This window comes from Gemella sanguinis ATCC 700632 (genome assembly GCF_000701685.1).
Lineage (GTDB): Bacteria > Bacillota > Bacilli > Staphylococcales > Gemellaceae > Gemella > Gemella sanguinis.
In genome coordinates, this window is record NZ_JNJO01000025.1 from 1 (window position 1) to 18,196 (window position 18,196).

Here is an 18,196-nt window from a genome sequence, read left to right on the forward strand (position 1 = left end):
TAGGTAAAGCACCAGCGGTAACAGTAGTTCGTGAAGATATGAATGGAACAAAAGCATCAGCTACATATACACCAACAGTAACACCAGTTACACCAACTGCAGATCCAGCAGAAACAACTGGATTACAAGGACAAGTGCAAACAGGAAAACCTACATTCACAGAAGGTGACCCAGTAGCGCCAATGAACGATGCAGTACCAGCAACATTCGAAGATGGATCAACAACTAAGAAAGTTGACGGAGTTGGAACATACACAGTAGCACCAGATGGAACAGTAACATTCACACCAGAACCAAGTTTCGTAGGTAAAGCACCAGCGGTAACAGTAGTTCGTGAAGATATGAATGGAACAAAAGCATCAGCTACATATACACCAACAGTAACACCAGTTACACCAGCTGCAACACCAGCTGAATCAGTAGCGCCACAAGGAATTGTACAAACTGGAACAGTAACATTCACTGCAGGTAACCCAGTAGCGCCAATCAACAAACAAACAAACAATTACTTTACTAGATGAAAATGGTAAACCAGCAGAATCAGTAGATGCTAAATCACCAGAAGGAAAAGTAATCGGAACATACACAGTAGATAAAGAAACAGGAGTAGTAACATTCACTCCAACAGACAAATCATACTCAGGAGATGTAGTAGCAGCTAAAGTACAAGCGAAAGACGCAAATGGAACAACAGTAGAAACTACATACACTCCTAAGATTACACCAGTAGCGCCAACTGCAGATCCAGCAGAATCTATTGGAAAACAAGGACAAGAACAAACTGGAAAACCAACATTCACACCAGGTAACCCAGCGGTACCAATGAATGATGATACACCAGCAACATTCGAAGATGGTAAAACAACTAAGACTGTAGATGGAGTTGGAACATACACAGTAGCACCAGACGGAACAGTAACATTCAAACCAGTACCAAGTTTCGTGGGAGAAGCTCCTTCAGTAACAGTAGTACGTGAAGATATGAATGGAACGAAAGTTTCAGCTAAATATACACCAACAGTAACACCAGTTAGACCAACAGGTGAAGAAGTAACATCAGAAGATATCCAAGGTAAAACACAAACAGGAAAACCTACATTTACAGAAGGTGATCCAGTAGTACCAATGGATGATAGTGTTCCAGCAACATTCGAAGATGGATCAACAACTAAGACAATTCCTGGAGAAGGTACATACACAGTATCACCAGATGGAACAGTTACATTCGTACCAGAAAAATCATTCACAGGAAAAGGAACTGGAGTAACAGTAGTACGTGTAGATAAGAATGGAACAAAAGCATCAGCTAAATACACACCAACTGTAATTCCTGTAACACCAACTGCAGATCCAGCGGAATCAACAGGAGTTCAAGGTCAAGAACAAACAGGAAAACCAACGTTCAACCCAGGTAACCCAGAAGTACCAATGGATGATGAAGTACCAGCAACATTTGAAGATGGAAAAACAACTAAGAAAGTTGATGGAGTTGGAACATACACAGTAGCACCAGATGGAACAGTTACATTCAAACCAGTACCAAGTTTCGTAGGTAAAGCACCAGCGGTAACAGTAGTACGTGTAGATAAGAATGGAACAAAAGCATCAGCTACATATACACCAACAGTAACACCAGTTACACCTACATCAGAAGATGTAACATCAACAGATGTACAAGGTAAAACACAAACTGGAACACCAGTATTTACACCTGGTAACCCAGCAGTACCAATGGATGATAAAGTACCAGCAACATTCGAAGATGGATCAACAACTAAGAAAGTTGATGGAGAAGGTACATACACAGTATCACCAGATGGAACAGTAACATTCGTACCAGAAAAATCATTCACAGGAACAGCGACTGGAGTAACAGTTAAACGTGTTGATAAGAATGGAACAGCAATTACTGCTAAATACACACCAACAGTAACACCAGTAACACCAACTGGAGAACCAGCTGAATCTATCGGACCTAAAGGTCAAGAACAAACTGGAAAACCAACATTCACACCAGGTAACCCAGAAGTACCAATGAATGATGAAGTACCAGCAACATTCGAAGATGGATCAAAAACTAAGAAAGTTGATGGAGTAGGAACATACACTGTAGCTAAAGACGGAACAGTAACATTCAAACCAGAACCTGAATTCGTAGGTAAAGCACCTTCAGTAACAGTAGTTCGTGAAGATAAGAATGGAACAAAAGTTTCAGCTACATATACACCAACAGTAACACCAAGTACTAAATATGTAGATAACAAAGGAAATGCAATTCCAGGATACCCAGAAGTAGACGGAACTGTAGAGAAAAAAGATATTCCTGGTTACACATATGTAGGAACGAAAACTGATGAAAAAGGAAATACAACTCACATTTATGAAAAAGTTGTAACTCCAGTACCAGCTCCAACACCAAACGAACCAGTTAAACCAGTAGTGCCATCAGTAGAGAAAGTTGAAAAAGCAAAACCTAAAGCGAAAACTCAAGCTAAGCGTTTAGCAAATACAGGTGAAGCAGAAACACACTCTACATTAGCAGGATTTGGATTACTAGTTCTAGGTGGATTAGTTGCTGCAGCTAGAAGAAGAAAAGAAAAATAAAACTAAATAGTTTTAAAAAAGCTAATCGTCAATATATTTGGCGATTAGTCTTTTTTTGTTTAATAGAATATAAAAAAACGGATTTGAAATTTCAAATCCGTTTTATAATTTAATTATTTATTTCCTTGACGTTTTCTTACTGCTAAAGCAATTCCAGCAAGGATAACTGCAAAGCCAGTAGCTGCAATTCCGCTCGGTTGATCTAAACCAGTTTGAGGTAATAATTTTGAAGTTGGTTTAGCAACTTTAGATGTAGGAATTTTCTTACCATCTTGATCAACGTAAAGAGGTTTAGTGTTTTCGTTGTGAGGTAATTTATTGCTATTTGTATTATTAGTAGTGTTGTTGTCACTGCTATTGTTGTTATTATCACTATTATTACTATTGCTGTCGCTAACGTTACTGTTGTTATTATCAGTATTAGTGTTATCGGTGTTAGTGTTGTCTTCGTTAGGAGTAGCGTTTAGGTTAGTGATATTGATATTTACATTATGGATACCATTAGTTATAGCGTAATCAAAGTTGTTTTTATCTGCTGTATAACCTTCAGGTAATTCAATACGAATAGTATAATCACCGTTTAATAATAGTTTTTCAAATGCCTGTTTATTATACTTACCAAGTGTTAGCTCGTATTCTTTACCAGATTTACTTACTGCAAATACTTTAGTTCCCTCTGGAACAGTTTGATTAAATGTTACATCTAATCTATTAGTATCAGCATAATTGAATCTGAAATCAACAACTTTTTGAGGATTTTCTTTGTCGATAGTAACTGTTGCTTCTGGTGAAGATACCCATGTTACTTTTTGATCTTGATCAACTATTTTTATAGTATATTTACCATAAGGTAGAGTAGGAAGTGTTGATTCGTAGTGTTTATTTAACTCAACATCAACTCTCTTACCATTTTCATCAAGAACGATATAACGAGTGATTTCTGGATACATTCCATAATCAGCACCTGATGAGTCATCGGTAAATTTAACTTCGATACGACCAGAAGTATCTTTTTCTGTAGGCGTTGTAGTATCGTTATTAGTATTGTTAGAAGGGGTAGTTGGTTTAACGACTAAATTACCATTTATATCTAGGGTTGTCATATTTTGTACTTTATCCCAAATATAAAAGCGAACAGTGCTTAAATCTACACCTTCTGGTAGTTTATAAGTTCCATCTTTTTCTTTTTTAACTTCTACTTCTTCTCCATCTTTAGTATATGTTAGTGAAGTATCATCAAGACCACTACCGTTTTCGATAACTTTACCTGGATTAAAGACCCTTGTTGTTTTATTATATAAGTCAGATTTTTTCTCTAAAGTAGGGGCTGTTCTATCGATTTTAACTATAAAGTTAAGTTCTTGTTTTTTAGCACCAGCAGCACTTGGTCTATATGTAATTACGTATTGGTATTCACCATCTGGCATTACGTTGCCGTCTTTGTCTTTTCCATTCCAATCAGATGAAGAAACAACAGCACTACGTGCGTTCATAGCCCAACCATAGTCTGATTTACGTTGGCTTTCATTACCAGATTCAAAAATAGGTTGAGTTCTATTAACATCATCTTTTTTATACACTGTTAAGTGAATGTTATCAACATTACGAAGTAAAACAGCTTTTAGTTTAACTGAATCATAGTTTCCATCACCATTAGGAGAGAAGTACAGGTTATTTGCATCATATTTAGTACCATTTTCACCTAAGATAGCTTCATTATAATTACCGTTAGTATATACGTCAGATACTAGTGATGTGAAGTGGTTTCCTTCATCTTTAGTAGGAGTATCAGCCTTGTCATCAGTATAATAGTAGAAAGGTTTTTCTTTATCTTTGAAACCATAAATTGGTTTTTCTATACCTTCTAAGTCTTGGAAAGTTCCTTTGAATCCTAAGAATGGGGCACTAACTACTTCTTTTTTAGTTTCACTGTCTTTAAAGAATGTGAAACCTTCTAAGAAATATCCATTTTTCATTAGTTTACTTAATTCTTCTGAATATTTAGAAGTATCTACACTAACTTTTACAGTTTTTGAACCATTAGCTGGCACGATAATAGATTCACCTTTAACATCTGTAAGTTGTCTAGCTTTAAGAGTTGCTCTACCATCAACTACTTCATCAGTGTTTACAACAGTATTATAGTCTAATTTTCTATCTTTATTAGAAAGGTTATGAACAGTGATTTCATATTCAAACTTATCACCAACATTACCTAAAACTACGCTAGGTTTTTTATCTTTTGTTGTTAAGTATAAGTCCCCGTATGCTGCTGCAGTAACGTCAGCTAACCCAGCACCTTGTTGACGTGGTGAATAATAAGTGTTACTTTCAGGGTTAATAGCTGGTTTAGCAGTACTCATTACTAAGTTTTGTAGTAATGCTTCTATTTGTTCTTTAGAGTAGTTAGGGAATCTTTCGTCTAATACTTGTCTAATAAGTGCCACAGATCCAGCAGCATGTGGAGTAGCCATACTAGTTCCTGAGTTCATATAATATAATCCATTGTTAACTGAAGAGTAAATCATACCACCAGGGAAGGCAACATCAGGTTTAAGTTCACCTTCAGTAGAAACACCCCAACCAGAGAAGTATAGCATTTTTTTAGCATCTTTATATGGTTCTTTAACAACAGTATCTTTAATATTTAATTTGTATTTTCCTGCATTAGCCGCAAGCTCTACACCTAGTTTATTACCGATAATACCTACAGGAATATATGAACTTTCATAACCTCCTAGGTATAGTTTAGTTGGAGTATCACCTTGTTCTTTATTTTGATAAATAAGGACACCTTTTGCTCCAGCTTTTCTAAGTTCAACTAATTTGTCGTTATCAGTAACCGAACCACCACTTTCAACTAGTACGATTTTTCCGTTCACAGACTTATCGTTATATGAACCGGCTTCACCAAGTGGAAGGTAAACATAATCTTGATCACCTTTAGCGTTAAAAGTTAATAAATAGTGGACAACATCAGAATGTCCATTATTTAAGACGGCATTGTCTTTAAGTTGAGGGACATCAAGTGAGATAGATGTTTTATGTGCAACTGATGCGTTGTATGCAGAAATTGCAAGAACGTTAGGATCAACTGCAGGTGTGTTGGCAGTACCATAATCTGGATTATCAGCTTTTGGTTTAGCATGCCAATATCCACTTGTTGCATAGTTTCCTCCGGCTGTCACAATAGTAACACCAGCTTTACGTGCTTTTTCTAAAGCGGCACGAGTAGCATCATCAAGGTCATCGATCATACCAGTAGGTGAACCAAAGCTCATATTAATAGTATCGGCTCCTAGTTTTACAGCATCTTCAATAGCTTTTACCATAGTGAAACTTTGTTGTGTTCCACCTTTTTTCTCAGAGAATAATCTCATAAAGATTAGTTGAGCTTCTGGTGCAACACCTTTAATGATATCTCCAGTTGGAGCAGGTTCAGTACCATTACCAACTGCAGAACCAGACACGTGAGTACCATGAGATAAAGTATCAAATTCTTTTATATCATCATTCATATCGCTATAGTTGTAAGCGAAAATTACTTTATCGTTATACCATTTACCATAGTTAATACCTGCTTTTTTCTTTGCAGCTTCTAATTCTGCTTCGTTTTTATAGCGTGCTTTACTTTTATCTAGTAGTTGGAATAGATTGTGGCTAATATCTAAACCAGTATCTAAAACAGCTACTACACGACCTTGACCTTTAATACCTTTATCCCAAAGAGGTTGAACATTAATAAGTGAGTTTTCTTCACTTACTTTATTTGGATTAGTATTTGGTGCGATTGTAGTATCAGCTGTATTGTTAGTTGTTACTTCATTACTTGCAGGAGTTCCACTAGCTTGAGCTTTATTGTTTTGTTTTACTTCTACTTTTTCAGCTTGTGGAGTAGATTGAATAGTGTTTTCTGCTTTTTTCTCGATAGTTTTTTCAGGTGCAGGAGTTGCTTCAGTAGTGTTAGCTTGGGTAGTAGAAACAACAGGAGTTGCTGTATTTTCTACTTCTGCAGCAAGCGCTCCATTTTGAGATGCAACTGCAAATCCAGCCCCTACTAATACTGAAAATAATCCTACTTTATATTTTCTTAATGAATATTTTTTTCGTTCATTTAGCATTTATATGCCCCCTTAAAATATTGTATAAATGTATATTATCACGAAAAGTAGTAAAATAACAAATGTTTTCAGAGAAAATAGACGCTTAATTTTTATTTTATTAATACAAATTAGTAAAACACTAGTAATAAAAAAGGTTTGAGAGTATAGTAAAATTTTTATAGAGAATATTTTTTAAAAAAATTATTATAGGTTATATATCTAAAACAAAAAATATATTTGTTTTTAATTTTTTAAAAGAAGGAAAACCAACTTAATTGTCATTAAAATTACAGATTTTATTGAATGTATATACTACCTTAATTGTAGCAGTCTATGTTGAAAAGTGTTATAATAAAATTACAACATAATAACAGAATGGGGGAGTGATTTATGTCGAAAAATAAAAAGATAATTAATTTTCCTGGTGGAAAGGTTAAAGAAGAAATTTCAGTATCAGAAGTTTTAAAGATTAGTGGATTAGACTTCTATAATAAAATAGAGTTTAACGATAAAAATAATGCAGAAGATTTTATAAGAAGTTTGGAATTGTTTTGTAGATTTCTTGATAGTGAGGGGAGAGAAAGAAATTTATTAAATGCAGCTTTAGAAGAATCTATTTATAATATAGAAGCAAGAGTGTTCGCTATATTAGCAAGTAATGACGAAGAGTATGTTAAAGAGAAAAAGATACTTGAACTTAGGAAGGAAACTGAGGGATTTCCTATTAAATTATATAAAATATCAGGAGTAGAAGTAAATCCATTCGAATACCGTGTTTCAAGCCATCTTGCGCAATTTTATATGGAGAATAAACTTTATAATAGAGCGCCAAGAAGCTATTATAAGTACCTTGACTTTTTTAATGAAAATTTCTTTATTGATATGCATCGTAAATTTTTGATTTCATATTTATTAAATAATAAATTTAGTGATTATGATATTCATTATAATAGTTTAGGGGATGAACTAAAAAATGATGAAACTATTATACTATCGAAATTTTTCTATCATATATTAGTTCAAGAAGAGGAAGCAGCCTTTGCTTATTTTGAAAAATTAAGACGAACTAATAAATATTTAAATGTTCATTTAGAAAAAATATTGAATCCCCCAAAAAAATCTTTGCATATTTCTGGAGAAGATAGGGTGAAATATGCTCAAATAATTAGGGCTTTTTGTGATTTTGAAGACCTTTTTAATAAAGAATACTTCTTTGATATAATCGCTAGTCTGAGAGAAAGAACCCCTATAGATGATAAAAAAATGAGACGTTATTTAAAACGTGATGAAGTTACACCGATGGATATGTTTTGTGATCCTACCTTTAAACAAATAGGTGAAAAACAGATTTTTATTTTATGGGAAGCAGCCTTAGTAGATAAAGATTGTTTTTTAGATCTATTTAAAGAAGAAGTACTTGATTTAGATGGTATAGGAGTAGGAACTGTTAATAAATTAATAAAAAATGGCGTTGAATTTAGGGAGGAGTAGTAAATATGGGAAAAGATATAAATAATAAGTTACTAATCCAACTATGGAAAGAGTTTCTAGTGCTAAATAACTTTTCTAGCGTGGAAGACGCCTTGGAAGAGTTTTTAAAGTGTTGTAGTGAAACAATAAATAGTAATAAAAATGAATATGAAAATATGTTAGAACTGGCAAATAAAAGTGTTGAAGAGGAAAGTTATGAAGAATTCCCTCCTGTAGATTCTATAGATGCACTATTAATTAAAGAAGTTTACGATTTAGAGTTTGAGCTAATGAAGGTAGAGGGACAGCTAGAAGATGCGGCGCTAGAAAATGGGGATGTGGCTTTCGTTGACGACAAGGATATAAAACGACAATTAAGACTAACAAATATGTTAGGTAGCTTATACTTAACTCAGAATTTTTATATAAAAGCAATTGATTGCTTCTCATTAGTTTTAAAAGTAAATCCAAGTGATAAATATGATGTGAAATATAAACTTGGGAAAGCATATTTATATAGTGATATGGAAGAAGAATTACTCAAACTGGTAAAAAGTTATGATTATAAAAAAGATGAAGCATTACTTATGTTGCTAGTTTCCAATTATATAACTAAAGGAGATATACCTTTAGCACATTATTATTTTGAATGTATAAAACTAATTAATAATAAGTTAGTTGAACATATAAATGCAAGTGAAATTCCAGTAGATTTAGTAGAAAAAACACCTAAAAATCTAAAAAATAAATTAGATAGAGTTATCTTTGCATTTAGAACGATAGATCAGTATATCTTAACAATGTATCATTATGATTATATGAAATACTTTGCGAATAATAAGCTTCCAAAACAAGAGTTCAAAAAAATTGATAGAAAATTTAATTTTGAAAAAGAAATTTTTGAAGGTATAGAAAATAAAATATATATATTTAGAAATAATGGATTCTACACTAGAGATGATTTCGCTGAAGTAAATAAAAAGGACGTATTAAAGTTAGAAGGAATAGGTGAGAAAACAATCTTAAAACTTATTCAAAATGGTGTGGAATTTAAAAAATAATAAAAAAAGTAAAATAGATGATTATTTTGTCTATTTTACTTTTTGTTTTAATAGAGATTTAAAGATTTAAAAATGTTGATTTGAAGCTAAAAATAAGAAAATTCATTTAATTATGTAAACAATGATGTTAAATTTTCTGACAATATTTTGACGTAGAAAAATTTGTTTGTTATACTGTGTAAAACACATCAAAGAAAGGCTATGTATATACAGTTACATAGAGGGGAAATTGGTAATGGAAAGAAAAAAATGTTAAAGGTTGTTAGTTCAGCTATGGCTCTCACTATGTTACTTGCAGGATGTTCAAGTGCAAGTAACAAATCAGCAGGGACAGGAGCTGTTGAGTTTAAAACGTCTGTAGATAATGGAGGAACTGCTATTCAAGATGGTAAATTGAAAGTAGGTATTCTAAGTGCAGACCCATTAACAGGTATGTTTAACCCTGTATTCTATTTACAAGCAACAGACTACTATGTTATGGAAGATACAATGGCAGGTACATTCTCAACAGATGAATCATACCGTCTAAAACAAGATGTGGATGATGATCCTGTAAAATTCCACTTAGATAAAGATAAAAAAGAAGTTACACTTACTGTTAATAAAGACCTAAAATGGAGTAATGGTAAAGATGTGACTGCAGATGATATTATTGCTACATATAACTTAATGGGTAATAAAGCATATACTGATAATGCGCGTTATAGTGATGAATTTGAAGTAATCGAAGGTATGAAAGATTATCACGATGGAAAAGCTTCAAGCATTTCAGGTATTACTAAAAAAGATGACAAAACAGTAGTAATTAAATATACAGAAATTAAACCATCATTATTATGGGGTTCTGGTTTTATCACAACATTCTTAAATAAAGATCAAGTGGAAGCTGCTTCAAAAGATTTCTCTAAATTCTCAGAAGCGGAATTAAATACAAAACCATTATCATATGGACCTTATTACTTTGATAAAGTAGTTAACGGAGAAAGTGTATTAGCAAAAGCTAATCCATATTTCTACAAAAAAAATGATGTAAAAATTAAAGAAATTGAATATAAAGTAGTATCTCCAGCGCAAGCAAGTGCAGTAATTAAAAATGGAGAAATAGACTACATGAAATCTCTAACAACTGGAGTATATGAAGGTGTTAAAGATGCTAAAAACGGTGCAGTTTTAGGACAACCAGACTTCTATATGTCATATGTAGGATTCAAACTTGGTAAATTTGACAAAGATAAAGGAGAAAGTGTTGTTGATCCTAACGCTAAAGCAGCAGATGTTAGAGTTCGTCAAGCATTTGGTTATGCAGTTGACTGGGATCAAATCAATGAAAAAATCTACAAAGGATTACGTTTCACAGCTACTGACTCTGGATTATATCCACCACGTGTATCAATGCTTTACAACAAAGATGGTAAGAAATTTACTAAAGATGTAGAAAAAGCTAAAAAATTATTAGATGAAGCAGGATTAAAAGATACTGATGGAGACGGACTACGTGAAGATAAAAATGGTAAGAAATTAACATTTAACTTCGCAATCCGTAACACAGGTCAAGATTTCGACCAAACATTAGCTGATACATTCATTAAATCTTGGAAAGAAGTAGGGTTAGATGTTCAATTAGTAGATGGTAAATTAATGTCACCTAAAGATTGGTCTCAACGTGTAACAGCAGATGATCCAAATATCGATATCTTCCAAGGAGCTTGGGGATTAGGATCTAATCCAAACCCATCAGGATTAATAGGACCAACATCACCACTTAACTACACTCGTTACACAAGTGATACGTTAACTAAAAACTTAGAAGCTTTAAGTTCTCAAGATATGTTTGATGATGAAAAACTAAAAGCAGCATATAGAAAATTTGATACTGACTATGCTAATGAAGTTCCATGGTTACCGTTCAGTTGGTCTACAGAAATGACATGGGTTAACAAACGTGTTAAAAACTTAGACCTGAAAAAAATGAATCTTGGTGAACAAAGACTTTACCAATTAGAATTAACTTCTGATACAGGAGCAAAATAATAATAAAGAAAATACATTCAAGCAATTATTGCTTGGGTGTATTTTTTTATGGGAATTTACTGAAAATAATTATCTTTTCATATCAGAGTTAGAAAAAATCGATATTATTTATATTTGATAAATCGTATTATATTAAACTATTCAACGTAATAGACTTAAATTTTTCAAAAATTTTCTGACAATTCTATTGACTTATTTTAAAAATAGTGTTAGAATATCTTTACGTTAAATTTTAAGTATATTTATATTATTTGGAGGAAATAGTAAATGAAAAAGAGTAAATTTTTAAAAGTATTTAGTTCTGCGATGGCTCTATCAGTTATTTTAGCAGGATGCTCTACTTCAAACAATTCTAGCTCAAAAAATGCACCAAAAGCGAAAGTTGAGTTTAAAACAGAGGTAGATAACGGTGGTTCAGCGGTAGACGGAGCTACATTAAAATATGGTATCCTTTCACCAACACCACTAACAGGTATGTGGAACCCAATCTTTATGACACAACAAACAGATAACGAAGTAATCGGTAATGTTGTTGGAGATACATTCTCTACTGATGACGAGCGTAAAGTAAAACAAGATAACGAAGACGATCCAGTTAAATTCCACTTAGATCGTGAGAAAAAAGAAATTACATTCACAGTTCATAAAGACCTTAAATGGAGTGATGGTAGTGAAGTAACAGCTAAAGATATCGTTGCTACATACGAATTAATGGGTAACCCTAAATTTAAAGAAAATGCACGTTATACTAATGCATTTGAATTAATCGAAGGTATGAAAGATTACCACGAAGGTAAAGCTGATAAAATTTCTGGTATTACAGAAAAAGATAATAAAACTGTAGTTGTTAAATATACAGAAATCAAACCTTCAGTTCTATTTGGTGAAGGATGGATTACTAGTGTACTTAATGCTAAACAAGTAGCAGATGCTTCAAAAGACTTCTCTAAATTTGCAGAAGCTGATTTAAATAAAAAACCATTATCATATGGACCTTATGTAATCGCTAAAGAAGTAAACGGTGAAAGTGTTCTTGCAGAAGCAAACCCTCACTACTACAAAAAAGATGATGTAAAAGTTAAGAAAATCGAATTCAAAGTTGTATCACCAGCTCAAGCAAGCTCAGTGATCAAAAACGGTGATGTAGACGTATTACCTGGAGTAACTGCAAATGTATGGGATAGTTCTAAAGACCTTAAAAATGGGGACTTTGTAAGTAAACCATCATACTACTTATCATATGTAGGATTCAGAACTGGACAATGGGATAAAGAGAAATCTGAAAACGTGGAAGATCCAGATTCTAAACTAAAAGATAAAAATGTACGTCAAGCATTCGAATTAGCTGTAGACCGTGACCAAATCAATGAAAAAGTATTCAAAGGATTACGTTTCACACCAACTGGTTCAGGTATGTATCCACCAGCAACTGGTAAATTACAAAACGAAAATGCTACTGCAGTTAAAAAAGATGTAGAAAAAGCTAAAAAATTATTAGATGAAGCAGGATATAAAGATACTGATGGAGATGGACTACGTGAAGATAAAAATGGTAAAAAAGTAACATTTAACTTCGCTATCCGTAACACAGGGGCGGACTATGACCAAGCGTTAGCTGATACATTCATCAAAGCTTGGAAAGAAGTAGGATTAGATGTTCAATTAGTAGACGGTAAATTAATGTCTCCAAAAGACTTCTCTTCTCGTTTATTAGCAGGAGATAAATCTATCGATATCTTCCAAGGAGCATGGCAATTAGGTACTAACCCTGACCGTTCAAGTATGTTAGGACGTAAAACTCCACTTAACTTATACCGTTACACAAGCTCAACATTTGATGAAGCATTCAAAGAACAAAGTTCTGACGCAATGTTCGATGACGCTAAACTTAAAGAAGCTTACAACAAATTTGATAACTTAGTTGCTGACGAATTACCATACTTCCCATTAAGCTGGGATACTGACTTAACATGGGTTAACAAACGTGTTAAAAAACTAAATCCAGAAAAACTTGGTAAAGGTCAACAAAAACTATTTGCTTTAGAATTAAATTCTCAAGAATCTGCTAAATAATATAGATTACAATAACGACATAGATAGCTAAGGTTGTCTATGTCGTTTTCAAAAAAATTTCAAAAAATTTCAAAAAAACGCTTGCAATTTTTAGTTGTTAGGTGTAAAATATAAACAATAAAAGTACAAAATAATTCTTTAAAAACTATTATTAAAGAATATAAAAACAAGGAGGACTACCATGAAACAAAATATCAATATTCAATCTTGGCAAAGCTGGCGTAGATAATATTGTGTGTATGTTTTAACGACATAGACACAAATTTAGCGTGCTCTAAAAAGTGTCTATGTCGGCGAGGTAGGATATTTGTAATATACAATGTACTTAAAATTCGATAATGCCGCATAGTAATATAGCTATGTGGCATTTTTCTCTTTTTAGAGTGGGTTAAAATTAATAAATTAATATAAATTAACGCTATTTTTAAGGAGAAAAACAATGAAACAAAAAACATTTTTAAAAGTATTTAGCCCTGTATTTGCACTATCAATTATATTATCAGGATGTGGATCTAACTCACAAAACAGTGAAAAAACTGCAACTAAAGCAAAGGTAGATTTTAAAGTATCTGCAGATAATAAAGGCGAAGTAGTAAAAGATGCTACATTCAAATATGGAATTTTAACTAGTAGCCCATTCGTTGGTTTATATCACCCAGTATTACATGCGAATAAAGCTGATGGAGTTATTACAGAAACAGTATTTGGTAAAACATTCCCAGTAGATGATGCTCTAAAATATAAATTAGATGATGAAGATGCACCTGTTAAACTTCATATAGATAAAGATAAAAATGAAGCTACCTTAACTATCCATGACGGAGTAAAATGGAATAATGGAGAAGATCTTACTTCAAAAGATATTATTGCAAGTTATGAATTATTAGGAAATCCTAAATATACAGAAAATGTTCGATATAATGGTTCATTTGAACTTATAGAAGGTATGAAAGATTACCATGAAGGAAAAGCTAAAACAATTTCTGGAATAACTGCTAAAGATGATAAAACAGTAGTTATAAAATATAGTAAATTATCACCATCATTATTATGGGGAGATGGCTTTATCTATTCATTTTCTAATGCAAAACAAGTAGAAAAAGTAACTGACTTTGCTAGATTTGGAGAGATGGAATTAACAAAACGTCCATTATCATACGGACCATATGTAATTACAAAAGAAGTTCAAGGTGAAAGTGTAGTTGCTGAGGCTAATCCACATTATTACAAAAAAGATGAAGTAAAAATACCAAAAATTGAATTTAAGGCAGTAGCACCAGCTCAAGCAAGTCAAATATTGAAAAATGGTGAGATAGATTACTTAACAGATATTGATGCTAACGTTTATGAAGGTATAAAAGATATAAAAAATGGTAATATTTTAGGACAACCTTCTTCATTTATGTCATTTGTAGGATTTAAATTTGGAAAATACGATAAAGAGAAAAAAGAAAATATTCCATTAGAAAATACTAAATTTAATGATAAAAAAGTTCGTCAAGCATTCTTATACGCAGTAGATCGTGACCAAATCAATGAAAAAATATATAAAGGTATTAGATTTACACCTAGTGGATCAGCTTTATATCCACCAACTGTAGGAAAACTAAAAAATGAAAAAGCTACTGTAGTGAAAAAAGATGTGGAAAAAGCTAAAAAATTACTAGATGAAGCAGGATATAAAGATACTGATGGAGATGGATTACGTGAAGATAAAAACGGTAAAAAAGTAACATTTAACTTTGCATTCCAAGGAGGAAACAACTATGATCAAGCGTTAGCTGACGTATTTATAAAATCTTGGAAAGAAGTTGGTCTAGATGTTAAGCTTGTTGATAATAAGCTAATGGGTAAAAAAGAATGGGATCAACGTGTTCTTGGTGACGATCCAGAAATTGACTTATTCTTAGGAGCTGGACATCACGGATCTGACCCAAGTAGACAAGAGTTATTCGGTAGACAATCACAATTTAATTATTTCAGATATACTAGTGATAAAATAGATGAAGCCTTTAAAGAACAGAGATCTGATGAAATGTTTGATGATAATAAGCTAAAAGAAGCTTATAATAAATTTGATGACTTAATCGCTGATGAATTACCATTCTTTGGATTAAGCTGGGATACAGAAATCACATATGTTAATAAAAGAGTTAAACATTTTAACGTAGAAGATTTCACAAAAGGATACTTACCAGTAGAAAAACTAGAACTAATTAAAGATGCTCCAGAAAAAGAGTAATCTACTAATATAGTTATTATGTAAGAGGTTATGTAGAGAATATATCTTTACATAACCTTCTTATTATGAAGTTTTATGTATAAAATTAAAATCTAAAATCTTTTTTAAAAATTAGTGGTTATAGTTGAATTTTTATCTTTAAAAATATACAATGGTATAGGATAAGAATGAAATTTAAATAAAGGAGAGTGTAGTGTGAGAAAATTTATTTCAGAAGTTTTGTTAATTATAGTAACAATTGTTTGGGGGCTTGCATTTATTTGGCAAAATATTGCAAGTAAAGTACTTGGACCTCTTACAGTAGTAGGGATTAGATCAGTAATTGCGGTTATTTTTATTATTCTTTCTGCAGTTTTAATGCCAGCGTTATATAAAAGTCAAGATCCGAAGAATCTTGCAATGAAGGTATCTAAGAAAAAAGAATGGATTTTAGGTATAATATGTGGGATTGTTCTATTTGTCTCAATGTACATATCACAAGTAGGTGTAGGTATGACAACGGCAGGGAAAGCAGGATTTATTACAGTATTATACATATGTTTCGTACCATTTATCGGGATTTTTCTAGGAAATAAGCTAAATAAATTTTTTATTATCGGATTAGTATTAGCTGTAATTGGTTTTTATTTTATTTCAGTAAAAGAGGAATTTAGCTTAGAAATAGGAGATATAGTTGTTCTTATTAGTGCGCTGTTATTTGGAATTCATATAATAGTTATTGACTATTCAGCTGCAAGAGTTAACTCAATGTTTTTATCAATTGTTCAATTAGTAGTTGTATCAATACTTAGTTTAGTATTTGCTATCTTTACTGAGAAGATTATACTTGCTGATATACTAAGTGTGATTTGGCCGTTACTAGCTGTAGGTGTTCTTTCGAGTGGGGTAGGGTATACTTTACAAATAATAGGGCAAAAAAATGTACCACCTCATACAGCATCTCTTATTTTAAGTTTAGAGTCGATAGTCGCAGTAATTGGTGGAGTATTGATTCTTAATGAACACGTAGGTATTCGTGAAGGATTAGGTATGTTAATAGTTTTTGCTGGTATTATCATATCTCAAGTTCCTGATAAAAAACAAATAGAAAAATAATGATAGAGAGATTGATTTATAACCAACCTAAATATTAAAAATTAGGAAAGCTATGTAATCAATCTTTTTAAAAATATAGCGAATTAAAGCTAAGGAGGTAGCTTATGAAGAAGTTATTTAAAATATTAGGTAGTATACTTTTAACACTAGTTTTATGTTTTGGAGCATTAGTAGGGTATTTAATGGCGACAGAATACAAACCGCAGGATGTAGAAGTGTTAACTCTACAAAATACTATAAAACAGCAAAGTGAGAGTGTACAGATTGGTAAAGAGTACACCGCTCTTGATTGGAATATTGGCTATGCAGGTCTTGATAAAGATGAAGATTTCTTTATGGACGGTGGAAAGATGGTCTTACCTCTTGATAAAGCCCATGTAGAAGAAAACATTAAAAATATAGCCCAAATAATTAAAGATGAAAATGCAGATGTTACTTTATTGCAAGAGGTTGATGAAGATTCAAAACGTAGTTATAACATTAATCAAGTATCATATTTAGATAAAGAACTAGGATTAAATAGTGTTTTGGCATATAACTTTAAAGTTAAATACATCCCTTATCCATGGCCAACATTAGGTAAGGTGAACAGTGGTATTTATACAGCTACAAAACACAATGTTGACCGTGCAGAACGATATCAAATGCCGATTCCATTCACTTTTCCAGAAAAATTAGCGAATTTAAAACGTGGATTTTCGGTAATTTACAGCAAAGTCGAAAATAGTGATAAGCAATTAGTAATTATTAATGCGCACTTTGATGCGTATGATAAGGAAAATAAAGGTAAAATAGCTCAAACTAAACAGCTAGTAGAGTTTGTTCAAAAAGAGTATAAAAAAGGTAATTATGTCTTAGTAGGAGCGGATTTTAACCAATCGCTAAAAACATTATCTAAAGAAGAAATTAATAAGGTTCCAGAAGATTTATGGCGTGCAGAAAACTTTGATAAAAGTTTGATTCCGGAAGGATTTAAATTAGTTTATGATGAAAGTAAAAATTCAGCAAGGCTTAATAATAAACCATACGTTAGTGGTAGTGAAGGGACTTATGGATTTATTATCGATGGTTATATGGTAAGTGATAATATCGAAGTAGTTAGTGTTGAAACTTTAGGACAAGATTACAGATATAGTGATCATAATCCTGTAAGATTAAAATATAAGCTAAAATAAAAATAGTAAGCAGAAAATTCTGCTTACTATTTACAGGCTGTTGACAAATAGGTCAACAGCCTTTTTTTAACTGAAATAAAACCTTTAAAATGGTATAATATAAGTATACAAAGGAGGTTTTAGTATGTTTAATAAAGTAGAAAATATAAAAGATGAAATAATACTAATGACACTATCAGAAATAGTACCTAAAGACCATTTTTTAAGAAAAGTAGATAAAGCTATCGATTTTAAATTTATTTATGATTTAACAGAAAAATACTATAGCCATACGACAGGGAGAAATAGTCTAGATCCTGTTGTATTATTTAAACTGGTATTTTTAAAAGACTTTTATGGAAT

10 protein-coding genes and 1 pseudogene are annotated in these 18,196 nt (G+C 32.1%); 10 read left to right on the forward strand and 1 reads right to left on the reverse strand.

Annotated elements, in window-relative coordinates:
- Positions 1–521 (forward strand): hypothetical protein (locus T369_RS09515; RefSeq protein ID WP_233417890.1); only part of this gene is annotated, 521 nt, incomplete at its 5' end.
- On the forward strand, positions 505–2,604 hold the full coding sequence (locus tag T369_RS08910) for an LPXTG cell wall anchor domain-containing protein (protein ID WP_411431475.1): 2,100 nt from the start codon (positions 505–507) through the stop codon (positions 2,602–2,604). The genes T369_RS09515 and T369_RS08910, both read left to right, overlap by 17 nt.
- A 113-nt stretch (positions 2,605–2,717) precedes the next feature.
- Here the strand turns inward: T369_RS08910 and T369_RS0107385 are convergent, their stop codons facing one another.
- The gene (locus tag T369_RS0107385; protein ID WP_031553750.1) at positions 2,718–6,725 is read right to left on the reverse strand and encodes an SGO_0316/SGO_0317 family LPXTG-anchored serine peptidase; all 4,008 of its coding nucleotides are present in this window, start codon (positions 6,723–6,725) and stop codon (positions 2,718–2,720) included.
- A gap of 372 nt (positions 6,726–7,097) precedes the next feature.
- On the opposite strand from T369_RS0107385, the gene T369_RS0107390 reads away from it, so the two are divergent.
- The 8 genes and pseudogenes from T369_RS0107390 to T369_RS0107425 all read left to right on the forward strand — a co-directional run.
- Positions 7,098–8,198: a hypothetical protein gene (locus T369_RS0107390; protein WP_031553753.1), complete on the forward strand. Its 1,101-nt coding sequence runs from the start codon at positions 7,098–7,100 to the stop codon at positions 8,196–8,198.
- A gap of 5 nt (positions 8,199–8,203) precedes the next feature.
- Positions 8,204–9,238: a helix-hairpin-helix domain-containing protein gene (locus T369_RS0107395; protein ID WP_031553755.1), complete on the forward strand. Its 1,035-nt coding sequence runs from the start codon at positions 8,204–8,206 to the stop codon at positions 9,236–9,238.
- Positions 9,239–9,439: 201 nt separating this feature from the next.
- Positions 9,440–11,269: an ABC transporter substrate-binding protein gene (locus T369_RS0107400; RefSeq protein WP_051618992.1), complete on the forward strand. Its 1,830-nt coding sequence runs from the start codon at positions 9,440–9,442 to the stop codon at positions 11,267–11,269.
- Between the two features lie 267 nt (positions 11,270–11,536).
- Complete coding sequence (locus tag T369_RS0107405) at positions 11,537–13,342, forward strand: ABC transporter substrate-binding protein (RefSeq protein ID WP_031553758.1); 1,806 nt, start codon at positions 11,537–11,539, stop codon at positions 13,340–13,342.
- Positions 13,343–13,781: 439 nt separating this feature from the next.
- Positions 13,782–15,584 carry an ABC transporter substrate-binding protein gene (locus T369_RS0107410; protein WP_031553759.1) on the forward strand — a complete coding sequence of 601 codons (1,803 nt, stop codon included), beginning with the start codon at positions 13,782–13,784 and terminating at the stop codon, positions 15,582–15,584.
- A gap of 195 nt (positions 15,585–15,779) precedes the next feature.
- Entirely contained in the window at positions 15,780–16,679 is a 900-nt protein-coding gene (locus T369_RS0107415; RefSeq protein ID WP_031553760.1) for a DMT family transporter, read from the forward strand.
- Between the two features lie 104 nt (positions 16,680–16,783).
- Positions 16,784–17,854 (forward strand): endonuclease/exonuclease/phosphatase family protein, encoded by a 1,071-nt coding sequence (locus T369_RS0107420; RefSeq protein WP_031553762.1) that lies wholly within the window; start codon positions 16,784–16,786, stop codon positions 17,852–17,854.
- 124 nt (positions 17,855–17,978) lie between these two features.
- Positions 17,979–18,196 (forward strand): annotated as a pseudogene (locus T369_RS0107425) (IS5/IS1182 family transposase); the annotation flags it as partial.